The organism is Streptomyces profundus, from assembly GCF_020740535.1.
Taxonomy (GTDB): Bacteria; Actinomycetota; Actinomycetes; order Streptomycetales; family Streptomycetaceae; genus Streptomyces; species Streptomyces profundus.
Genome location: NZ_CP082362.1, coordinates 1985987 through 2008055 on the forward strand (window position 1 = coordinate 1985987; position 22069 = coordinate 2008055).

Annotated in this window: 19 protein-coding genes and 1 riboswitch; of the genes, 10 read left to right on the top strand and 9 right to left on the bottom strand. The window is 70.3% G+C overall.

Annotated elements, in window-relative coordinates; translation table 11 throughout:
• Nucleotides 1-26: 26 nt before the first annotated feature.
• Nucleotides 27-458, bottom strand: a complete 432-nt coding sequence (locus K4G22_RS08510; protein ID WP_228079280.1) for a hypothetical protein — start codon at nucleotides 456-458, stop codon at nucleotides 27-29.
• A gap of 61 nt (nucleotides 459-519) precedes the next feature.
• Here K4G22_RS08510 and K4G22_RS08515 point away from each other — a divergent pair, with 61 nt between their 5' ends.
• Both K4G22_RS08515 and K4G22_RS08520 read left to right on the top strand, forming a co-directional pair.
• Nucleotides 520-1491 carry a diacylglycerol/lipid kinase family protein gene (locus tag K4G22_RS08515; RefSeq protein WP_228079281.1) on the top strand — a complete coding sequence of 324 codons (972 nt, stop codon included), beginning with the start codon at nucleotides 520-522 and terminating at the stop codon, nucleotides 1489-1491.
• Between the two features lie 336 nt (nucleotides 1492-1827).
• Nucleotides 1828-2085 (top strand): WhiB family transcriptional regulator, encoded by a 258-nt coding sequence (locus K4G22_RS08520; RefSeq protein ID WP_062206726.1) that lies wholly within the window; start codon nucleotides 1828-1830, stop codon nucleotides 2083-2085.
• A gap of 207 nt (nucleotides 2086-2292) precedes the next feature.
• On the opposite strand, the gene K4G22_RS08525 is transcribed toward K4G22_RS08520, so the two are convergent.
• Together K4G22_RS08525 and K4G22_RS08530 are read right to left on the bottom strand one after the other, a co-directional pair.
• Nucleotides 2293-3786, bottom strand: a complete 1494-nt coding sequence (locus K4G22_RS08525; RefSeq protein WP_228079282.1) for a sensor histidine kinase — start codon at nucleotides 3784-3786, stop codon at nucleotides 2293-2295.
• Nucleotides 3787-4165: 379 nt separating this feature from the next.
• Complete coding sequence (locus K4G22_RS08530; protein WP_228079283.1) at nucleotides 4166-4795, bottom strand: TetR/AcrR family transcriptional regulator; 630 nt, start codon at nucleotides 4793-4795, stop codon at nucleotides 4166-4168.
• Nucleotides 4796-4887: 92 nt separating this feature from the next.
• On the opposite strand from K4G22_RS08530, the gene K4G22_RS08535 reads away from it, so the two are divergent.
• Nucleotides 4888-5643, top strand: a complete 756-nt coding sequence (locus K4G22_RS08535; protein WP_228079284.1) for an SDR family oxidoreductase — start codon at nucleotides 4888-4890, stop codon at nucleotides 5641-5643.
• 9 nt (nucleotides 5644-5652) lie between these two features.
• Here the strand turns inward: K4G22_RS08535 and K4G22_RS08540 are convergent, their stop codons facing one another.
• From K4G22_RS08540 to K4G22_RS08560, 5 genes are all read right to left on the bottom strand, one after another.
• Nucleotides 5653-6705 carry an SIS domain-containing protein gene (locus tag K4G22_RS08540; protein WP_228079285.1) on the bottom strand — a complete coding sequence of 351 codons (1053 nt, stop codon included), beginning with the start codon at nucleotides 6703-6705 and terminating at the stop codon, nucleotides 5653-5655.
• A gap of 84 nt (nucleotides 6706-6789) precedes the next feature.
• Entirely contained in the window at nucleotides 6790-8349 is a 1560-nt protein-coding gene (locus K4G22_RS08545; RefSeq protein WP_228079286.1) for a glycoside hydrolase family 3 protein, read from the bottom strand.
• 5 nt (nucleotides 8350-8354) lie between these two features.
• Entirely contained in the window at nucleotides 8355-9167 is an 813-nt protein-coding gene (locus K4G22_RS08550; protein ID WP_228079287.1) for a carbohydrate ABC transporter permease, read from the bottom strand.
• Nucleotides 9164-10147: a carbohydrate ABC transporter permease gene (locus tag K4G22_RS08555; RefSeq protein WP_228079288.1), complete on the bottom strand. Its 984-nt coding sequence runs from the start codon at nucleotides 10145-10147 to the stop codon at nucleotides 9164-9166. The genes K4G22_RS08550 and K4G22_RS08555 overlap by 4 nt, the downstream gene beginning before the upstream one ends.
• A gap of 69 nt (nucleotides 10148-10216) precedes the next feature.
• On the bottom strand, nucleotides 10217-11482 hold the full coding sequence (locus tag K4G22_RS08560; protein ID WP_228079289.1) for an extracellular solute-binding protein: 1266 nt from the start codon (nucleotides 11480-11482) through the stop codon (nucleotides 10217-10219).
• Between the two features lie 274 nt (nucleotides 11483-11756).
• Here K4G22_RS08560 and K4G22_RS08565 point away from each other — a divergent pair, with 274 nt between their 5' ends.
• The 7 genes from K4G22_RS08565 (at nucleotide 11757) to K4G22_RS08595 (ending at nucleotide 21110) form a co-directional block, all read left to right on the top strand.
• Nucleotides 11757-12518, top strand: a complete 762-nt coding sequence (locus tag K4G22_RS08565) for a GntR family transcriptional regulator (RefSeq protein ID WP_062206741.1) — start codon at nucleotides 11757-11759, stop codon at nucleotides 12516-12518.
• A gap of 334 nt (nucleotides 12519-12852) precedes the next feature.
• Nucleotides 12853-14988, top strand: a complete 2136-nt coding sequence (locus K4G22_RS08570; RefSeq protein WP_228079290.1) for a carbon starvation CstA family protein — start codon at nucleotides 12853-12855, stop codon at nucleotides 14986-14988.
• Nucleotides 14988-15194, top strand: coding sequence for a YbdD/YjiX family protein (locus K4G22_RS08575; protein ID WP_228079291.1), 207 nt, complete (start codon nucleotides 14988-14990; stop codon nucleotides 15192-15194). The genes K4G22_RS08570 and K4G22_RS08575 overlap by 1 nt, the downstream gene beginning before the upstream one ends.
• A 149-nt stretch (nucleotides 15195-15343) precedes the next feature.
• A complete protein-coding gene (locus K4G22_RS08580; RefSeq protein ID WP_228079292.1) occupies nucleotides 15344-16786 on the top strand; it encodes a DUF2079 domain-containing protein in 1443 nt (480 codons plus the stop codon).
• Between the two features lie 51 nt (nucleotides 16787-16837).
• Complete coding sequence (locus K4G22_RS08585; RefSeq protein WP_228079293.1) at nucleotides 16838-17368, top strand: GNAT family N-acetyltransferase; 531 nt, start codon at nucleotides 16838-16840, stop codon at nucleotides 17366-17368.
• Nucleotides 17362-17525: riboswitch (cobalamin riboswitch) on the top strand. Its footprint overlaps the gene before it by 7 nt.
• A gap of 118 nt (nucleotides 17526-17643) precedes the next feature.
• On the top strand, nucleotides 17644-20043 hold the full coding sequence (locus K4G22_RS08590; protein WP_228079294.1) for a ribonucleoside-diphosphate reductase subunit alpha: 2400 nt from the start codon (nucleotides 17644-17646) through the stop codon (nucleotides 20041-20043).
• Between the two features lie 110 nt (nucleotides 20044-20153).
• The gene (locus tag K4G22_RS08595) at nucleotides 20154-21110 is read left to right on the top strand and encodes a ribonucleotide-diphosphate reductase subunit beta (protein ID WP_228084002.1); all 957 of its coding nucleotides are present in this window, start codon (nucleotides 20154-20156) and stop codon (nucleotides 21108-21110) included.
• A 119-nt stretch (nucleotides 21111-21229) separates the two neighbouring features.
• Here the strand turns inward: K4G22_RS08595 and K4G22_RS08600 are convergent, their stop codons facing one another.
• Nucleotides 21230-21964 (bottom strand): D-Ala-D-Ala carboxypeptidase family metallohydrolase, encoded by a 735-nt coding sequence (locus tag K4G22_RS08600; protein ID WP_228079295.1) that lies wholly within the window; start codon nucleotides 21962-21964, stop codon nucleotides 21230-21232.
• Nucleotides 21965-22069: the final 105 nt, after the last annotated feature.

Genomic DNA, 22069 nt, shown 5'->3' on the forward strand with positions numbered 1-22069 from the left:
CGCCACCGGACGGTCGCCCGCCCGGATCAGGCCCGCTCAGGACCCACGCCGAGCGCCTCGGTGGCGGTGGGGCTGAGCAGGGAGCCGAGCACCACGGCCACCGAGCCCGCCAGGGCCAGCGCGGCCACCACCCAGGCGCCTCCGCTGCCCAGCAGCGTGAAGGAGATCGGCAGCCCGAGCAACTGCGCCATCACGGCCGGGCCCCGGCTCCAGCGCCGCAGCCGCCACAGCCCGTGCCCCGCCATCAGCGGTATGCCGGCGAGCGCCAGCAGGGTGAGACCGCCGGCCACCGCCTGGCCGAGATCATCCGAATCCCCACCGACGGCGAACACCAGGAGCAGCGCGCCGACCCCGGCCAACACCGCTCCCTGCGCGCCGCACAGCACGGCGGCCAACGCGATCCGACGCGGCCGACGGGCCTCCATCCGCTCCGCTTCCCGCGGGCTCTTCTCGCTCACCCGGCCAGGGTATAAGGCACCGCCCCCACGCCGAGGCGCCTGACCTGGGTACCCTGCCACCATGCGCGCACTTCTCGTGGTCAACCCCGTAGCCACCACCACCAGTGCGCGGACCCGTGACGTGCTCAGCCACGCGCTGGCCAGCGACCTCAAGCTCGATGTCGCCGCCACCGAGTACCGGGGCCACGCCCGGCGTCTCGCCCGCCAGGCGGCGGAGTCGGGCACCACGGATGTGGTGATCGCGCTCGGCGGGGACGGCACGGTCAACGAGGTCGTCAACGGGCTGCTGCACAACGGGCCCGACCCCGGCGGCGAGCTGCCCCGGCTGGCGGTGGTGCCCGGCGGCTCGACCAATGTCTTCGCCCGGGCGCTCGGGCTCCCCAACGACGCCGTGGAGGCCACCGGCGCGCTGCTCGACGCCCTGCACGCCCGCTCCGAGCGCACCGTCGGCCTGGGCCTGGCCACGGGCACCCCCGGCACCCCGGACGCGGAGGTGCCGAGCCGTTGGTTCACGTTCTGCGCCGGCTACGGCTTCGACGCGGGAGTGATCGGCCGGGTGGAGGGGCAGCGGGAGCGGGGCAAACGTTCCACCCACGCGCTGTATGTGCGGCAGGCGATGCGGCATTTCCTCGGCGACCGGCAGCGGACGCACGGCACCATCTCGTTGACCCGCCCCGGCGAAGAGCCCGTCGAGGGGCTGGTGTTGTCGATAATCTGCAATACGGCACCCTGGACCTTCCTGGGGAACCGGCCGGTGTACGCCGCGCCGCGCGCCTCGTTCGACACGGGGCTCGATCTGCTCGGCCTCTCCCGCCTCTCCTCGGCCGCCGTCACGCGCTACGGAACCCAACTGCTGCGCTCCAGCCCGGACCGAGGGCCACATGGCCGACATGTCGTGTCGTTGCATGACGAAACGGAGTTCACCTTGCAATCGCAGGCGCCACTGCCGTTTCAGCTTGATGGTGACCACCTGGGACTGCGAAACAGCGTCTCCTTCACAGGCGTGCGCCGTGCACTGCGTGTGATTGTGTGAGCAGAACCGCGAAAACTCCTTCTAGTCGAACGTTTAGCGCAGACTCCACCCAAGGGAATTAGGGTTGTGAGCTAGGCGACACCAAGGATTCAAAAAAAACTTGTCGGAAGGGGTTGTATCCGTCGCCGAGGTTTGCGAACCTCTTCATGGCGATCGGGACGGCCAAGCCCTTGGCCCCCTTGAGAGCCCGAATCCTTCCCTCCCATCCTGCGGGATCGCATGAGGGGCTTCACTCTGAGCGACGTCCAACCGACGGCTCGTTCCCTGTGAGGGGATTCGTGAAAGCGTTCACATTCACAAGCAATGTAACTGCAACGTGCAGGAGATGGAGCAGACATGGACTGGCGTCACAGCGCCGTTTGCCGCGAGGAAGACCCCGAGCTGTTCTTCCCCATCGGCAACACCGGTCCCGCGCTGCTGCAGATCGAGGAAGCCAAGGCCGTCTGCCGCCGCTGCCCCGTGATGGAGCAGTGCCTGCAGTGGGCTCTGGAGTCCGGCCAGGACTCCGGCGTCTGGGGCGGCATGAGCGAGGACGAGCGCCGCGCCATGAAGCGCCGCGCCGCCCGCAACCGAGCGCGCAAGGCCACCGCCTGACACAGGCCGGCGCCGCCGCCCCTTCGCTGCCCCGAGCCGCAGCACCCGCACCGACCGAGGTGCACATCGCGTAGAACGTGATGAGCCCCGGCACCAGGCCGAAAGGCCAGGGCGCCGGGGCTCAGTGCTGTCCACCGGCCTTCCCGGTGCGCGCCTTCCCCGTAGGGGAATTGACGGCTCGTCAACTCCCTTACAGATCTTCCCTCCTCAGCGCTTCTCGGGTTCGAGAGGCAGGTCGAGGACCACCCGGGTGCCACCGCCCTCGGCGGGGAACATGTCGAACCGGCCGCCCAACTCCCCCTCGACCAGGGTGCGGACGATCTGTAGCCCGAGATTCCCGCCGCCCCGCGGATCGAAGCCCGCCGGCAGGCCCCGCCCGTCGTCCTGCACCGTGACCAGCAGCCGGTGCGCCGAGCGCGTCGCCTCGGCGCGTGTCGCCGCCACGTCGATCGTGCCCCGCTCCCCCGGGCCGAAGGCGTGCTCAAGGGCGTTCTGCAACACCTCGGTGAGCACCATGGAGAGCGGCGTCGCCGTCTCCGCCTCCAGAATCCCGAACCGGCCGGTACGCCGGCCCACCACCCGGCCGTCCGGGGAGAGTTCGGCGACCATCGCGATCACCCGGTCGGCGATCTCGTCGAACTCCACCCGCTCGTCGAGGTTCTGCGAGAGGGTCTCGTGCACGATGGCGATCGAACCGACCCGGCGAACGGCCTCCTCCAGCGCCGCCCTAGCGTTGGAGTCACCGGCGGCGCCGATCCGTCGCGCCTGTAGGCGGAGCAGCGCGGCCACGGTTTGTAGATTGTTCTTCACGCGATGGTGGATCTCGCGGATTGTCGCGTCCTTGGTAATCAACTCGCGCTCTCTGCGCCGCAATTCCGTCACATCGCGGAGCAGTATCAACGAACCGATGCGTTCGCCCTTGGGTTTGAGGGGAATGGCGCGCAGTTGGATCACGCAGTCGGCGCCCTCGATCTCCGCCTCCCGAGGCGCCCAGCCGCTGGCCAGCTTGACCAGGGACTCGTCGACAGGGCCACGGGTCGGGGCCAGTTCGGCCGTGGTGGGGCCCAGCGGAAGGCCGACCAGATCGGTGGCCAGGCCCAGCCGGTGGTAGGCGGAGAGCGCGTTGGGGCTGGCGTACTGCACCACGCCGTCGGCGTCCAGGCGGATGAAACCGTCCCCCACCCGGGGCGCCCGGTCCATCCCCACCTGCTGGCCGGGGAACGGGAAGGCGCCGCCGGCGATCATCTGCGCCAGGTCGGAGGCGCTCTGCAGATAGGTGAGCTCCAACCGGCTCGGCGTGCGCACGGTCAGCAGGTTGGTGTTGCGCGCGATCACGCCGAGCACCTGGCCCTCCCGGCGCACCGGGATGGACTCCACCCGCACCGGGACCTCCTCACGCCACTCGGGATCGCCCTCGCGCACGATCCGCCCCTCGTCCAGGGCGACGTCGAGCAACGGCCGGCGGCCCCGGGGCACCAGATGGCCGACCATGTCGTCCTGGTAGGAGGTGGGCCCGGTGTTGGGCCGCATCTGCGCCACGGAGACGAAGCGGGTGCCGTCCTCGGTGGGGAGCCACAGGACCAGGTCGGCGAAGGAGAGGTCGGAGAGCAGCTGCCATTCGGAGACCAGGAGATGGAGCCATTCCAGGTCCCCGGTTCCCAGGGCGGTGTGCTGACGTACGAGGTCGTTCATGGAGGGCACACTCGGAGCTTACCGGCGAGCGTCTTGCGACGGTCCGGATGCTCCTTGTGATCAAGTTGTGACGGGGAACGACGAAACCACGCAGGAAGTCCGTTCAGAGCATGGACACATGAGACGGGCCCGGTCCAGAATGGAAGGGACCAGCACAGTCTTCTGCTCTCCCCGCACAGGAGAGCAGAGCGGGGCCCGGCGCTTTCTGCCCTGACGGCGCCCCGGGCCCGAAATCGCTCCGGGCTGCGGTGCCAAGAGGGTTGAGGGTCCCTCTTCGGTGCCGCGGCCCGTGGGTGTTTCTTGGGGCTTCTCCCTCGGCCCCCCTTTAGCCCTCGCCCCCCTTGCTCCCTCGGCCCTCTTCGGCCCTTGGGTGGGCAGGCCGCCCAGCTCAGGGGATCTCGATCACCGGGCCGTCGAACTCCTCGGGCCAGGCGCGCAGCGCGGCCTCGGCCACCACCGCCAGCTCGGCCGCCGTGGCGCCGTCCCTGGCCTGCTGGTTCATCCCCTGGATCACCGCGCCGGTGAACCGGGCCAGGCCCTCGGCGTCGACCGTCGCCGGCAGCACGCCGGCGGCGATGTCCATCCGGACCCGATCGCGCACGGCCCCGAAGTTGCCCAGCCGGCGGACCCGCAGCTCCTCGGCGACCTCCCGGGCCGACTCCGCGTAGTTGGTGACCGCCGAGGCCACGAGACAGCCGGCGGGCCGCCCCGGCCTGGTGTACTCGACGGCGGCCTCGCGCAGCACCCGGGCCACGCCGCTGCGGGCGGTGGGCTCCTCCGCCAGCGCCCGGCCGATGAAGGAGCCGTAGCGCTCGACATAGAAGGCCACCACCTCCTCGAAGAGGCTGCGCTTGTCACCGAAGGCGGCATAGAGGCTGGGCGCCCCGATGCCCATCGCCGCCGTGAGATCGGCGATCGACGTGGCCTCGTAGCCGTGCTCCCAGAAGGCGTGGGTGGCCTGCTCCAGGGCCGTCTCGCGGTCAAAGGAACGGGGGCGTCCACGCGAACGAGTGACCATGACCCTCATTCTATAGCGCTCGCTTCAGAAAGGCTGCTACGGTTCTTCTGTAGCGATCACTAGATAATTCTCTGGGGAAGGCCGTACGACACATGAGCACGCTGAAGAACAAGACGGCCCTGGTCACGGGCGGCAGCCGGGGCATCGGGCGGGCGGTCGCCGAGCGGTTGGCGGCGGACGGCGCGCGCGTCGTTGTCCACTACGGGGAGCGGGCGGACGCCGCCAAGGAGACGGTCGCGGCCATCGAGCAGGCGGGCGGCAGCGCCTTCGCCCTGCGCGCCAGGCTGGGCGAGCCGGGGGATGCCGAGGCGCTCTGGGCGGCCTTCGACGAGCAGGCCGACGGCCTGGACATCCTGGTGAACAACGCGGGCGTCGGCACCGCGGTCGACTTCGTCGGCACCTCGCCCGAGGAGTTCGACCGGCTTCAGGCGATCAACGTCAGAGCGCCGTTCTTCATCACCCAGCTGGGGCTCAGCCGGTTGCGTGACGGGGGCCGGATCATCAATCTCTCCTCCGGCCTCTCCCAGCGGCCGGGGGCGATGCCGGCCATCCTCGCCTACTCGATGACGAAGGCCGCGGTGGACGCGTTCACTTCGGCCCTCGCCAAGGAGCTGGGGCCGCGCGGGATCACGGTCAACGCGGTGGCCCCCGGCATCGTGGACACGGAGATGAACACCGGGCTCGGGCTGTCGGATCCGGAGCGCAGGGCCGCCATCGCCTCGATGTCCCCGCTGGGCCAGGTCGGGGAGCCCGCACACATAGCGGACATCGCCGGCTTCCTGGCCTCCGCCGACTCCCGCTGGGTCACGGGGCAGTGGCTGGACGCCACCGGCGGCGCGCTGCTCTGAGCTGGGCGCTCAGCGGGTCTCGGTGACCTTGGCCAGTGCCCGAGGAGCGTCGGGGTCCTGGCCCCGGGCGCGGGTCACCTCATAGGCCAGCAGTTGCAGGGGGATGATCTCCAGGATCGGCTGGAGTTCCTCGGCCAGTTGGTCGGTGGGCAGCGCGAAGCCGGCCGATGCCCCGGCGACGGCGCTCTCCGGCCCCACCACCATCAGATCGGCGCCCCGGTCCTGGAGCCGGTCCAGCACGGGGCGCAGGGCCTCACCACCCCGCCCTCCCGTCACGATGGCGATCACCGGGGAGACGTTGTCCACCATCGCCAGCGGGCCATGGAGGAGGTCGGCTCCCGAGTAGGCGAGCGCGGGGATATAGCTGGTCTCCATCAGCTTGAGGGCGGCTTCCCTCGCCGTCGGATAGCCATAGCCGCGCGAGGTGAGGACCATGCGCTCGGCGAAGCGGTACCGCCCGGCGAGCTGACGCACCTCGCCCTGGCGGGCCAGCACCCGCTCGGCCAGCTCGGGCAGGGCCCTGGCGGCGGCGACGCCGTCCTCGCCCCGCAGGCTGGCGACAAAGAGATAAAGCGCCAGCAGCTCGGCGGTGTAGGTCTTGGTGGCGGGCAGCGCCTTCTCGGGCCCCGCCATCACATCGATGGCGAACTCGCAGGCCCTGGCCAGTGGGGAGTCCGGGTTGTTGGTCACCGCCAGGGTGAGGGCGCCGCCCTCGCGGGCGGCGGTGGTGGAGGCCACCAGGTCGGGTGAGCCGCCGGACTGGCTCACGGCGATCACCAGGCAGTCCGTCAGGTCCGGCTTGGCCCCGTAGGCGGTCGTCGTGGACATGGAGGTGAGACCACAGGGCAGACCCAGCTGGATCTCCAGCAGGTACTTGGCGTAGAGCGCCGCGTTGTCGGAGGTGCCGCGGCCGGTCAGCAGGACGAAGCGCGGGCGGCGGGCCGCGATGCGCTCGGCCACCTCCGCGATGCGGGGCGCGCCCTCCTCCAGCAGGCGGCGCAGCACGGAGGGCTGCTCGGTCATCTCGGCGAACATCAGCCGGCCTGGCTGTGTGGCGGACATCAGGAATCTCCCAGCCGGAAGCGGAACGGACGGTCGTGCGGGAAGGCGTGACGGGGCGCCCCCGCCTGGCTCGGGCCGGGCGGCTCAGCCGGGGTGGTGGCCGGCGATGATCTCCGCCGCGGCCTGGCCGCAGACCCGGGCCGCGCCATAGGTGGCGATATGGGTGGCGCCCACCGGCGCGGCGTGTGGAACGCCCATCTCCACCACGATGGTGTCCGGCCGGGCGGCGAGCAGGGCGGTCAGCGTCGCGGCCATCCAGGGGTGGCGATGGCTGTCCCGGACCACGGCCACCAGGGGTCGCTCCCCCGCCGTGGCCAACACCTCGGCGGCCAGCTCGGCCGGGCCCAGGCGTTCGGCGTCGGAGCGGGAGTGGTCGCCGGTCGTCGTGCCGGGAAGCAGCCGGGTCAGTTCGGTGCCGGGCCCCCAGGGGGTCTGGTCGCCCACGGCGATGTTGGCGCCGGGGGTGAACGCGGCGACATGCGGGGGCCGGGCCACCGGCTGGAAGGCGTCGGCGTCCGCCGATCGTGTCAGGCGCACCGCGCGCCGAGCGGCGAGCAGCCCGATCTCCGCGCCGACGGGCCCCGCGTTCGGTCGGCGGGCGATCCGCTGCCGCTCGGCGGTGGTCCAACGCCCCAGGGCGCGCACCCGTTCGGCCGCCTCGTGCAGCCGCTCCTCCGGGAGTTCACCCGTCCGCACGGCGGTGACCAGCGCGTCGCGCAGCCGGAGCACCTCGGCCTCGTCGGACGGGGTGCCGCCGATGCAGAGCGCGTCGGCGCCGGCCGCGATGGCCAGGACACAGCCCTGGTCGAGGCCATAGGTCCCGGCGACCGCCCGCATCTCGATGGCGTCGGTGTAGATCAGGCCGTCGAAGCCGAGCCCGCCCTCGGCGACGGGGGTGCGCAGCAGTCCGGTGAGGACGGCGGGGCTCAGCGTTCCCGGCCGCTCAGGGTCCAGCGCGGGCACCAGGATGTGCGCGCTCATCACGCAGCGGGTGCCGGCGGCTATCGCGGCCTGGAAGGGAGCCAGCTCCCTGCTGCGCAGGGTGTCCAGGTCGATGTCGATCCGCGGCATCGCGTGGTGCGAGTCCACGTTGGTGTTGCCGTGCCCGGGGAAGTGCTTGACGCAGGCGGCGACACCGGCGGACTGGAGCCCCTCGACATAGGCCACGGTGTGCCGGGAGACCAGCCCTGGCTCCTCGCCGAAGGAGCGCACCCCGATCACCGGGTTCTCCGGGTCGGAGTTGATGTCGGCGGATGGCGCCCAGTTGACGTTGACGCCGCCGGCGGCGAGGCGGCGGCCGATCTCGGCCGCGACCGCCCGGGTGAGCTCCGGATCGTCCACGCTGCCCAGCGCGTGGTTGCCCGGCACCGAGGAGCCCCCGTGCACATCGAGCCGGGTGACGTCGCCGCCCTCCTCGTCGATGGCGACCAGCACATCGGGTCTGGCCTCGCGCAGCTGCTCCGTCAGCTCGGCCAGCTGCTCCGTCGAGACGACGTTCCTGCCGAACAGCCCCACGCCGGTCATGCCGTTGTCCAGCTGCGCCAGCAGCCAGTCCGGCGCCCGGTTGGTGCCGACGAAGGTGGGTTGCAGAACGGCCAGCGCGTCCCTGGTGAGGGTGTCCGAGTCCGGAACCACGGTGGTCATGCGCGTTATCCCTTCACGGCCCCGGCGGAGAGGCCGCCGGTGACCCGTCGCTGGAGAAGGAGGAAGACGATCAGCACGGGGATGGTGAACATCGAGGAGGCGGCCATGGTGGCGCCCCAGTCGTTGCCGAAGTTGGTCTGGAACTGCGTCAGCCAGAGCGGCAGGGTGGCGGCGTCCGGCGACTTGTTGAGCACCAGCACCATCGCGTACTCGTTCCAGGCGGCGATGAAGCCGAACAGCGAGGTGGCCATCAGGCCGGGGGCGAGCAGCGGGAAGATCACCCGGATGAACGCCTGCACCCGGTTGCAGCCGTCGATCATCGCGGACTCCTCCAGCTCCTTGGGCACGGCGGCGATGAAGCCGCGCAGCGTCCAGATGGTGAAGGGGAGCGCCATCACGAAGTAGATCAGCGTCAGCGTCACCAGGCTGTTGAGCATCTCGGCGTCGCGGGCGTTGAGGTAGACGACGATGATCAGGATCTCCCAGGGCGCCATCTGGGCCATCATCACCGCGATGACCACGCCCCGACGTCCCTTGAACTCCATCCGGGCGATGGCGAAGCTGGCGGCGAGCGCCACGACCAGCGCCAGCAGCACCGCCGCGATGGTGACCACGAGGCTGTTGGTCACGAAGGTCCAGAACAGATCGACCCCGGTGGCCGTCGAGTAGTGGTCGAAGGTGGGGGTGAAGAAGAAGACCGGGTCCTTGGTGAGCACCTGGGAGTTGCTCTTGAAGGAGGTGCTGAACATCCAGTAGACCGGGAAGATGAACAGCACGGACAGCACCAGAGCCGTGCCGTTGAGCCAGAGCTTCCTCATGAGTTCTCCTTCTCCTGCTTGAGGATCAGCCGGAAGTAGAAGGACATGGCGATCAGCAGGATGAGCAGCGTCAGCACGGAGATCGCCGCGGCCACGCCGTACTGGTTCTGCCCCATGCCCTCGACGTACGCCATGACCGGAAGGGTCTCGGACTCCCGGTCGGGCCCGCCGCCGTTCATGGCGTAGACCTGCACGAACGCTTTGAAGACCCAGATGATCTCCAGGAATGTGGTGATCATGAAGAAGGGTCGCATGATCGGCAGCAGGATCGACCAGAAGATCCGCCAGGAGGAGGCGCCGTCCATCCGGGCCGCTTCCCTGATCTCCCCGCTGACCGTGGTCAGGCCGGCGTAGAGGTTGATCGCGACGAAGGGCACGGAGGTCCAGACGATCAGCAGGGTGACGATGGCCAGCGTCGAGAGGCCGCTGCTGAACCAGTTGTGCTGGTCGTAGCCGGAGAAGCCCAGGGTGCGCATCATCCAGTTGGCGACGCCGAACTGGGTGTCGAAGAGCCAGCGGAAGACGGTGGTGGTGGCGACCACCGGCATGGCCCAGGCGGCGACCAGCGAGATCGCGAGCACCAGCCGCATCTTCTTGCCGAGCGCGTTGAGCAGCAGCCCGAGCAGCGTGCCGATGATCATGATCAGCACGACGTTGGCCGCCATGAAGAGGAAGGTGCGGACCACCGAGTCCCAGAAACGCTCGTTCTGCAGGACGGTCCGGTAGTTCTCGACGCCGATCCACTCGGTGGTCCTGGAGATCAGCTGCTTCCGGCCGAACTCCTGGAACGAGATCAGCAGGTTCCGGAAGAGGGCGTAGCCCAGAACCGACAGGATCGCGATGATCGCCGGGGCGATCAGCAGGTAGGGCACCCAGTTTGAGGGCAGCCACCGGCGTGGCGGGCGCCGGTCCTCGCCGTGGCCCGGGGTGCCACGGACCGGGGGCGGTGGTGCCGGCGCTTCCTCGATGTGCACGGTCATGCGGTGTCTTCCCTCGGGTGGCGAAGAAGGACGGGGGCGCCGCCGGGCTGCGGCGCCCCCGAGCACGGGCTATTCGCGGTTGATGCGGCTGGTGATCTCCGAGTCCGCGGCCTCGGCGGCGGACTGGTAGTCATCCCCGTTGAGGGCCTTGGTCATCAGTTCCTTGATCGGGTTGGGGTCGGTCTCGACGTTCGCCCATCCGGTGGTCAGCGGCGGCAGGTAGCCCACGTCGCGGGCGGCCACCATCGCCTCGGCGAAGCTGCCCTCCTCGGGCGATGCCGTGACGTCGGTGCGGTTGGGGACGACACCGCCGCCGTTGGCGTCCACGAACTTCTGGGCCCACTCCTGCGAGGTGGCCAGGGCCAGCCACTCGTTGGCGAGCTCCGAGTCGCCGGCGCGCCCCGAGACCGCCAGGTTGGAGCCGCCGAGGAAGACATGGCCCAGCTGGTCGGCCGTCGGTCCCGGCACCGGGAAGTAGCCGAAGTCGGCCTCGCCGCCCTGCTCCTCGATGGCCGCGATGGCGCCGGCGGCCTCCCAGCCGAGGCCGATCCAGGAGGCGACGTTCCCGTTGGGGACGATCTCCGTGGACTGCTGCGGCTCGGCCTCGTCGTTGTCGGTCGGGGAGTCGGAGAAGGACTGGAGTTCGGCGTAGAACTCCATGCCGGCCTGCACCTCGGGCGAGGCCAGGGAGCCGGCCCAGCCGTCGCCCTCCTCGACGGCGAAGGCGCCGCCCTCGTCCGCCGCGAACCCGCCCATCACGTAGTAGCTCTGCCCTGGCAGATAGATCGGTTCGGCATCGGTGTTCTCCTGGATGGTCTCCAGCGCGGTGATCCACTCGTCCCGCGTGGTGGGCACCTCGGCGCCGGCTTCCTCCCAGATGCCCTTGTCATAGACCACCACGCGGTTGGCGCCGTACCACGGCACCGCGTAGAGCGTGTCGTCCACCTCGGCCGACTCCAGCATCGCCTCGTTCCACGGCTCGCCCGCGAGGTCGCCGAGGTCGGCGAGGCCGCCGGTGTTGGCGTAGCCGACGGTCTGGGTGTTGCCGATCTCCAGGACGTCGACGGTGCCGTCCTCGGAGAGCGCGGTGGTGACGCGTTCCTGGATGCCGTCCCACTGCTGGATCTCGACGTTCACCGAGACGCCGTGCTCCGCCTCGAACGCCTCGTTCAGCTCGCTCAGCCAGTCATCGGGAGCGGACCCGTCCATCAGCCAGACGGTGATGGCGTCGGAGCTGCCGCCGCCGCCACCCCCACCGTCGTCGCCGGAGCCGCAGGCGGCGACGGTGGCCGCCATGGTGGCCACGCCGATAGCAGCGATCAGCTTGCGCTTCACGTCACCCTCCTTCAAAAGCCGGGCCCGGTCCACATCGTGGTGCGCCGGGACGGCCGTTACGTTAGTGGTGTAGACAAGAGGTGTAGACCAGTTGCACGGGAGCCTGGACCAGACCAGGAAAGGTGTCAAGGGCCCACGGGCCGCCTGACAGGTCCGTTACAGGACCGACATCTGTCCCGGGGCGGCGCCCCGGCGTGGCCCGTGTCACCATGTCAACCGCGATCTTTCGGAGGAGCCGGTGACGGCAGAACACAAGGAGTCGGAGGGGTGGGACATGGCCAACGAATCAGGTGCCGCCGACGCCGCCGACCGGGTCCGCACCGCACGTGTGCCGAAGTACTACCGTCTCAAGCGCCATCTTCAGCAGATGACGGAGACCCTGCCGCCCGGCACGCCGGTGCCGCCGGAACGTTCGCTGGCGAGCGAGTTCGACACCTCCAGAACCACCGTGCGCCAGGCGCTCCAGGAGTTGGTGGTGGAGGGCCGGCTGGAACGCATCCAGGGCAAGGGCACCTTCGTGGCCAAACCCAAGGTCTCACAGACCCTGCAACTCACCTCCTACACCGAGGATATGCGCGCCCAGGGTCTGGAGCCCACCTCTCAGTTGCTGGAGATCGGCTATATCAACGCCGACGAGCGGCTGAGCCGGCTGCTCGACCTGCCGGAGGGCGGCCGGGTGCTCCGCATCGAGCGGCTGCGGCTGGCCAGCGGGGAGCCGATGGCCATAGAGACCACCCACCTCTCCCAGGAGCGCTTCCCCGCGCTGCGCCGCAGCCTGGTGCGCTACACCTCGCTCTACACCGCGCTGGCCGAGGTCTATGACGTGCATCTGGCGCGGGCCGAGGAGACCATCGAGACCTCGCTGGCCAACCCGCGCGAGGCCGGGCTGCTGGGCACGGACGTGGGCCTGCCGATGCTGATGCTCTCCCGCCACTCCCGGGACACCCAGGGTGAGCCGGTGGAGTGGGTCCGCTCCGTCTACCGGGGGGATCGCTACAAGTTCGTCGCCAACCTGGAGCGGCCCCGACCCACCTGAGCCATCCGGGTCGACCGCGTCGGCGGAGGGGTCGGATTCGCGTCGTGGGCGCGTCGTGGCCGCCACGGATTCGCGTCGTGGGCGCGATGGATTCGTGTCGGAGTCGTGTCGGGTTCGTACGCACGGCTCGTCCCACCGGGCCCGGGCGTCTCCTGCCGCGCCTCCGTCGCGCGGGCCCCATGGTCAAGGAGGTTCGGGTGCTCTAGATTCCCCGCGTCAGTCAAAGACGACGGCGGGAGGAATCGTGCAACTCCTAGGCCAGACACGTCAGGTACGTCCACGGTCCATCATCATCTGGTCCCTTGTCGCCCTCGTTGGGGCTATCGGCTGGGCCATGCTGGCCCTGTCGAGAGGTGAGGACGTCTCCGCCGCCTGGATGGTGGCCGCCGCCCTCGGCTCCTACGCCATCGGATACCGGTTCTACTCCCGGTTCATCCTCAGACGGGTGCTCCGCGCCGACCACACCCGGGCCACCCCGGCCGAGCGGCTGGAGGACGGGCTCGACTACCAGCCCACCGACCGGCGGGTCCTGCTGGGCCACCACTTCGCCGGCATCTCAGGCGCCGGGCCGCTGGTCGGCCCGGTGCTGGCGGCGCAGATGGGCTATCTGCCGGGAACGATCTGGATCATCGTCGGCGTGATCTTCGCCGGCGCGGTCCAGGACATGGTGGTGCTGTTCTTCTCCACCCGCAGGGACGGCAAGAGCCTGGGGCAGATCGCCCGCGAGGAGATCGGCCCGGTCGGCGGGGTCGCCGGCGTCATCGCCATCTTCACCATCATGATCATCCTGCTGGCCGTGCTGGCGCTGGTGGTGGTCAACGCGCTCGCCGAGTCGCCCTGGGGCACGTTCTCCGTCGGGATGACCATCCCCATCGCCCTCTTCATGGGCGTCTACCTGCGCTATATCCGGCCAGGGCGGGTCGCGGAGGTCACCGGGATCGGGGTGGCGCTGCTGCTCTTCGTGATCGTCGCCGGCCGCTGGGTGGCCAACTCCCGCTGGGCGGACACCTTCACGCTGGAGCCGCGCACCCTGGTCATCTGCCTGGTGCTCTACGGCTTCGCCGCCTCCGTGGTCCCGGTCTGGCTGCTGCTGGTGCCGCGCGACTACCTTTCGACGTTCATGAAGATCGGCACCATCGGGCTGCTCGCCCTCGCCCTGGTGATCACCCTGCCGACCCTCCAGATGGAGGCGATCACGGACTTCGCCAGCAACGGCGAGGGCCCGGTGTTCGCGGGGTCGCTCTTCCCGTTCGTCTTCATCACCATCGCCTGTGGCGCGCTCTCCGGCTTCCACGCGCTGATCTCGTCGGGCACCACGCCCAAGATGATCCAGAAGGAGACCCAGGTCCGCAGCATCGGCTACGGCGGGATGCTGATGGAGTCCTCGGTGGCCGTCATGGCGATCACCGCGGCCTGTGTGCTGGACCCGGGCGTCTACTTCGCGATGAACGCGCCGCCCGCGGTGATCGGGGACACCGTGCAGGCCGCCTCGGAGACGATCTCGTCCTGGGGCTTTGTGATCACCCCCGAGCAGCTCACCGAGGCCGCCGCCTCGGTCGAGGAGGGCTCACTGCTCTCCAGGACCGGTGGCGCGCCCACACTGGCGCTGGGATTGGCCGCGATCTTCTCGGACATCCTCGGCGGCGACGCGATGATGAGCTTCTGGTACCACTTCGCGATCATGTTTGAGGCGCTCTTCATTCTGACCGCGATCGACGCCGGGACCCGGGTCGGCCGCTTCATCCTCCAGGACGCGCTGGCCAGCGCGCACCCCCGGCTCGGCCGGTTCCGCTCCAGCGCCTGGCTGCCGGGCATCCTGCTGACCAGCGCGGTGGTGGTGGGGCTCTGGGGCTGGTTGCTGTGGGTCGGGGTGAACGATCCGCTCGGCGGCATCAACACGCTCTATCCGATCTTCGGCATCGCCAACCAGCTGCTCGGCGCGGTGGCGCTCGCGGTCTGCACGGTGCTGCTGGTCAAGTCCGGGCGGCTGCGCTACGCCTGGGTCACAGCGGTGCCGATGACCTGGGTCGCCCTGGTCACCTTCACCGCCAGCTGGCAGAAGGTGTTCTCCGGCGACCCGGCGGTCGGCTTCCTGGCGCGGCGCGACCAGTACCAGGAGGGCATCGACCGGGGCGAACTCCTGCCCGGCGCGGCCGACATGAGCGAGATGCGCACCATCGTCAACAACGCGACGCTGGACGCCGCGCTGACGGCGGTGCTGGCGCTGCTGGTGCTGGTGATCTTCGTGGACGCCGCCCGGGTGACGCTCAGGGCGGCCCGGGCCCCCGGTTCGGTCCGGCTGCACGAGGCGCCCTACACCGAGTCCCGGCTGATCGCGCCGGCCGAGCTGATCGCCACCAAGGCGGAGAAGGCCGAACTCGCCCGCGCCGGTCTTGGCCCCGGCGGTGGCGTCCCCGAGCAGCGGGCGCCCCGGGAGCGGGAGAGCTCGACGGAGGAGGAGTCCCACTGATGCGTCTGATCGCGGCGCCACGCCGGGCAGCCGCCTGGCTGCGCTGGTATGTCACCGAGCTGACCGGGGAGAACGCCTACCAGCGCTACCGGGAGCGCGCCCACGGCGACGATCCGTCGGCGCCCGTGCTGGGCCGTCGGGAGTTCGAACGGCTGCGCCAGGACCACAAGTACGCCGACCCCACCTCCCACCACGGCTGCTGCTGACGGGCCGTGCCGAGCGGGCGGGCCCGGGTGACGGACACAACTCCCGGGCCCGCCGGGCGAACCAAGCGCCCGCGCCACGCGTTGTGGCTGGGGAGTGCTGTTGTGGTGGGGCGCCCCGAGCCGGGCCGCCCCGGTTCGGGGGAGGACGGATGGCGACCATCGAACGGCGGGTGGCGGGCCGGTGGACGGCCGCGCCGCCGGCCTCCGCCCGGACGGGGGGCGGCCGGCCGGGCGTGCGGGACCCGTATCTCCTCGCGGCCGGGTTCTTCGTCGTCTACACGGTGATCTCCGTGGGGCGCTACCGCGATCTGCGCACCCGCTCCTGGGATCTGGGCATATTCGAGCAGGCGGTGCGCTCCTACGCTCATCTGCGGACGCCCGTATCCGATCTCAAGGGGCCCGGCTTCCCCATCCTGGGCGACCACTTCAGCCCCGTCACCGCGCTGCTGGCGCCCGCCTACCGGGTCTTCCCCACCCCCGTCACCCTGCTGGTCGCCCAGGCCGCGCTCTTCGCGCTGGCCGTGATCCCGGTGGCGCGGGTCAGCGGTTCGCTGCTGGGCCGGGCCACCGGGCTGACCCTGGGGACGGTCTTCGGGCTTTCCTGGGGAATCCAGCAGGCGGTGGACTTCGACTTCCACGAGATCTGCTTCGCCGTGCCGTTGATCGCCTTCGCCCTGGAGGCGGTGCTGCGCCAGCGCTGGCGCGCCGCGCTCGGCTGGGCGCTGCCGCTGGTGCTCGTCAAGGAGGACCTGGGGCTGACCCTGGCGGCCATCGCGCTGGTGGTCGCGGTGCGGGCACGGCACCGCGCGCCCCAACTGCTGCGGACCGCCGGCCTGGTGGCGCTCTTCGGGGTGCTGGCCTGCGTGCTCACCCTGACCGTGCTGATCCCGTTCTTCAACAGCGCGGGCGACTACGACTACTGGAACAAGCTGAACGAGGAGAGCGGCGGCGGCGGCCCGTGGGGGGCGCTGCTGGCCGGCGGCGGGGAGAAGCTGCGCACCGTGCTGTGGCTGCTGCTGCCGACGGGCGCGCTGTTGGCGCTGCGCTCGCCGCTGCTGCTCGTCGCGCTGCCGACGCTGGGCTGGCGCTTCGTCTCCCATGAGCCGCACTACTGGGGCACCGACTGGCACTACAGCGCGGTGCTGATGCCGGTGGTCGCGCTGGCGCTGACGGACGCGCTGGCGCACTCCAGGAGCTCCCCGAGGGTCTGGCTGCGGCAGGGGGCCCGCTTCGTCCCCGCGGGGCTGCTGGGCGCCGCGCTGGCGCTCGCGCCCACGCTGCCGGTGGCGGCGCTCGCCGAGTCCGAGACGTACCGTCCCGGGGCCGTGGCGGTCGCGGGGCGGGAGGTGCTGGCCACCGTCCCCGACGGCGCCGAGGTGGCGGCCAACGTCCGGCCCATCGCCCAACTCACCGGCCGCTGCCGGGTGTTCTGGATCGGGGACCCCTCGGTCCCGGCGCCGGAGTACCTGGCCTACTACGGCCAGGGGATGAGCGGGGACGCGATGCTGCGCAGGGCGGCGGGGCTGTATCCGGAGACGGTCTACTCGGTGGTGGCCGACGACTCCGGCTACTTCGTGCTGCGGCGGAAGTGACGGCGATCGCCCGCCGGCCCGACTGTCAGTGGTGGGACGCAGACTGGTGCCATGAACGTGTTGGTGAGAACGGCCGAGCCGGCCGACTTCGCCGCCGTGGCCTCGCTGACCACGGCGGTCTATCTGGCGGACGGGCTGGTCAGCGGCCCCGAGGACGCCTATCTGGCGGTGCTCGGGGATGTGCGTCGGCGCGCCGAGGTGGCCGAGCTGCTGGTCGCCGAGGATCCGTCCCGGCCGGGCGGGCTGTGGGGGGCCGTCAGCCTGTCGGTGGCGGGCGGGGAGTTGGCCGAGGTGGCCGGGGAGGGCGAGGCCGAGTTCCGGATGCTGGCGGTGGCGCCCGAGCGTCGCGGCCACGGGGTGGGTGAGGCGCTGGTGCGGGAGTGCCTCCGCCGAGCCTCGTCGGCGGGTCGTCGGCGTGTCGTGATTTCCTGTCAGTCGCACCTGCACACGGCGATGCGTCTCTACCGCCGCCTGGGCTTCGTTCGGGCGCCGGAGCGGGACTGGGAGCCCGTGCCGGGAGTGAAGCTCTGGGTGTTCGCAGGTGAACTCCCCGCGCAACGAGACGGAGAACACAACATATAGGGCTGCTCGTGGGCAGCGGCACAAGATGTATGCTCGTGCTCGCTGTCGCCGCAGGGGAATCCGGTGCGAGTCCGGAACTGTCCCGCAACGGTGTGTCATGGCCGGTTTTCGCCGTGCCCTGACGAGTCCGAGTGCCTGCCGACGGCTGATCACGTCCAAGCCTCGCGGGCTGGGCCGAAGGACGCGGTGCGGCTGAACTGCCTTGGGGCACAGCCATGCCCGCATCCGTCGCGCCCCGCTCGTGGAGCGCACCGCGACACGAGGGAGAGCACCGAGTGACCATCGCACCCGCCGCCCCCGCAGAGCCGGTCACAGCGGCGCTGACGCGCACGTTGGCCGATCTCACCGCCGATCTGCCGGCCACCGACCCCGCGCGGGTCGCCGCCGCGGTCGAACGGGGCCGCCATCCCGGTTCGGACCAGGCCGAGTTGCGTGAGTTGGCCATCGAGGCGGCGGCCGGTCTGATCGCCGAGGAGCCCGAGTACTCCCGGCTGGCCGCCCGGTTGCTCACCCTGGCGATCCGTGAGGAGGCCGCGGGGCAGGGCGCGGTCTCGTTCGTCGACTCCATCGCCGTCGGCCACCGCGAGGGCCTGATCGGGGACGGCACCGCGGCCTTCGTACGCCGGCACGCGAACGCGCTGGACGCGCTGCTCGCCCGCACCGTGGACGAGGGCGCCGACGACCGTTTCGAGTACTTCGGGCTGCGCACCGTGCAGTCCCGCTATCTGCTGCGCCACCCCATCAGCCGGCGGGTGATCGAGACCCCGCAGCACTTCCTGCTGCGGGTGGCCTGCGGCCTGGCCCCGGACGAGACCGAGCAGGCCCTGGAGCAGGTCGCCGAGCTGTACCGGCTGACCAGCACCCTCTCCTATCTGCCGTCGTCCCCCACGCTGTTCAACTCCGGCACCAGGCACCCGCAGATGTCGTCCTGCTATCTGCTGGACTCCCCGCTGGACGAGCTGGACTCGATCTACGAGCGCTACCACCAGATCGCCCGGCTCTCCAAGCACGCCGGTGGCATCGGCCTCTCCTACACGCGGGTGCGCGCGCGGGGCTCGTTGATCCGGGGCACCAACGGCAAGTCCAACGGCATCGTGCCCTTCCTCCGCACGCTGGACTCCTCGGTGGCCGCCGTCAACCAGGGCGGCCGGCGCAAGGGCGCCGCCTGTATCTACCTGGAGACCTGGCACGCGGACATCGAGGAGTTCCTCGAACTGCGGGACAACACCGGCGAGGAGGCCAGGCGCACCCACAACCTGAACCTCGCGCACTGGATCCCGGACGAGTTCATGCGCCGGGTCGACGCGGACGCCCCGTGGTCCCTCTTCTCCCCCGCCGACGTTCCCGAGCTGACCGACCTGTGGGGCGAGGCGTTCGACGCGGCCTACCGCGAGGCCGAGGCCAGGGGCCTCGCCCAGCGCCAGGTGCCGGCCAGGCAGCTCTACGCCCGGATGATGCGCACGCTGGCGCAGACCGGCAACGGCTGGATGACCTTCAAGGACGCGGCCAACCGCACCGCCAACCAGACGGCGCGGCCCGGCAACGTGGTGCACTCCTCCAACCTCTGCACCGAGATCCTGGAGGTCACCGACGACGGCCAGACCGCCGTGTGCAACCTGGGCTCGGTCAACCTGGCCGCGCATCTGGGCCCGGACGGCGCGATGGACTGGGCCCGGCTGGACGCGACCGTGCGTACCGCCGTGCTCTTCCTCGACCGCGTGGTGGACATCAACTTCTACCCGACCGAGCAGGCGGAGAACTCCAACTCCCGCTGGCGTCCCGTGGGTCTCGGCGTGATGGGCCTCCAGGACGTGTTCTTCCGTCTCGGCCTCCCCTTCGACTCGCCCCAGGCCCGCGCGCTCTCCACCCGGATCGCCGAGCGCGTGATGCTCACCGCCTACGAGACCTCGGCGGAGCTGGCCGAGCGCCACGGGCCGCACGACGGCTGGGCCGACACCCGCACGGCCGACGGCGTGCTCCACCCGGACCACTACCACGGCGTCGAGCACACCTGGCCCGAGCGCTGGCAGGCGCTGCGCGAGCGGATCACGCACACCGGAATGCGGAACTCGCTGCTGCTGGCGATCGCCCCGACCGCCACCATCGCCTCGATCGCCGGCGTCTACGAGTGCATCGAGCCGCAGGTCTCCAACCTCTTCAAGCGGGAGACACTCAGCGGGGAGTTCCTCCAGGTGAACACCTACCTGGTGGCCGAGTTGAAGCGCCTTGGCCGCTGGGACGAGGCGACCAGGCAGGAGCTGCGCTCCGCCAACGGCTCGGTGCAGGAGCTGTCCGGGCTGCCCGAGGAGGTGCGCGCGCTCTACCGCACCGCCTGGGAGATCCCGCAGCGCGCGCTGATCGACATGGCCGCCGACCGCACCCCGTATCTGGACCAGAGCCAGTCGCTCAACCTCTTCATGGCGTCGCCCACCATCGGCAAGCTCAGCTCGATGTACGCGTACGCCTGGAAGCGCGGTCTCAAGACCACCTACTACCTGCGGTCCCGCCCGGCGACCCGGATCGCGCAGTCCGCCCGTTCGAGCGCGACCGCCGCCTCCGTTCCCGAGCCGGCCGCGCCCCCCGTCGGCGTGGCCGTCGTCGACGAGATCCCCGTCCCCGAGCAGGCCGTCGCCTGCTCCCTGGAGAACCCCGAGTCCTGCGAGGCATGCCAGTGAGCGCCCCCACCCAGAGCCAGCCCGAACAGACGGCGCCGACCACCCCGTCGGCCACCCCATCGGCCACGAAGAACCTGCTCGACCCCGGCTTCGAGCTGACCCTGCGCCCGATGCGCTACCCGGAGTTCTACGAGCGCTACCGGGACGCGATCAAGAACACCTGGACGGTCGAGGAGGTCGACCTCCACTCCGATGTCGCCGATCTGGCGAAGCTCTCGCCCGGGGAGCAACATCTGATCGGCCGGCTGGTCGCGTTCTTCGCCACCGGCGACTCGATCGTCGCCAACAACCTGGTGCTGACGCTCTACAAGCACATCAACTCGCCCGAGGCGCGCCTCTATCTCTCCCGGCAGCTGTTCGAGGAGGCCGTGCACGTCCAGTTCTATCTGACGCTGCTCGACACCTACCTGCCCGACCCGGACGAGCGGACCGCTGCCTTCGCCGCCGTGGAGAACATCCCGTCCATCCGGGAGAAGGCACAGTTCTGCTTCCGCTGGATGGACTCGGTCGAGGACATGAGGCAGCTCGACAGCAAGGCGGACCGGCGGCGGTTCCTGCTCAACCTGATCTGCTTCGCCGCCTGCATCGAGGGGCTGTTCTTCTACGGCGCCTTCGCCTATGTCTACTGGTTCCGCTCCCGCGGTCTGCTGCACGGCCTCGCCACCGGCACCAACTGGGTGTTCAGGGACGAGAGCATGCACATGGAGTTCGCGTTCTCGGTGGTGGACACGGTCCGCCGGGAGGAGCCCGAGCTGTTCGACGAGGAGCTGGCCGAGCAGGTCACCGAGATGCTGCGGGAGGCCGTGGAGGCCGAGTTGCAGTTCGCGCGTGACCTGTGCGGCGACGGGCTGGCCGGGATGAACACCGACTCGATGCGCGAGTACCTGGAGTGCGTGGCGGACCAGCGGCTGGCGCGGCTCGGCCTCAAGCCGATCTACGGCTCGCAGAACCCGTTCGGTTTCATGGAGTTGCAGGACGTCCAGGAGCTGACGAACTTCTTCGAGCGCCGCCCGTCGGCCTACCAGGTCGCGGTGGAGGGCAACGTCTCCTTCGACGACGACTTCTAGGCAGCGCCCCCTTCCGGGGAGCCCCCTCGAACATACCCGTGCGGCCGGCGCCTTCGCGCCGGCCGCACGGCCGTTGCCAGCGGTGTTCGGTCACTCGGTTCGATCAGTGGACCAGCCGCTCAGATACCGCAGCTGGGGGCCGACCAGAAACGGCTGCTCATGCTGCCGAGGTGCGCGTGGTCGTTGTGCCCCGGGTAGCCCGGGCCCAGGATCTCGTTGAAGCCGTGGTTCCTGGCCTGCGTGACGATCTGGCAGAAGGTCGGCGAGCCGACCAGGTCGATGCCACGCCCGTACAGGTGGTTGCTGTTGGCCGCGCCGCCCGCCGCGCTGTTGCACGCGTAGGAACGGAAGCCGCTGCTGGTGTTGAGCGGCCGGTCACCGAGCGCGTGCCGGAGGGCCTCCAGCTTCCACATCTGCTGGAGCGCGTTCGCCCGTGCTGTGGCCGCGTTGACCGCACCACCCGACCAGTCCGAGTTACAGCGGTTCATCTCGGCGTAGGTGAAGTGGATCGGCGTGCAGTCGTTGTCCTGCAGATCGTAGATCTTGCCGAACGTCTGCGGGCCGGCGACCCCGTCCGCCGACAGGCCGTAGGCCTGCTGGAAGCGGGTGACGGCGGCGGCGGTCGCGGGACCGTACTGGCCGTCGATGGCCAACACGGAGCCGTAGCCCGGGTATCCGGCCACCCGGATCTGCAACTGCCGCACGTCCTCGCCGGAGCTGCCCTGGTTCAGCGTGCGGTTCCAGGTGTAGCAGCCGTCCGCCTGGGCGGTGCCCGCGGTGGCGACGGTACCGACCACGGCGGCTGATGCGACCATGACAATCGTGAGTAACACTCTGACGAGACGTCTCAACATGCTTACCTCCGAGGGGGAAGAGGAAGTTCGCAATGAGAGTGCCCGAGGTTGTCAACGCGCGTCAACCTTCTGCGGGACGCCAGTGGACCAGGCCACTGGCGTCCC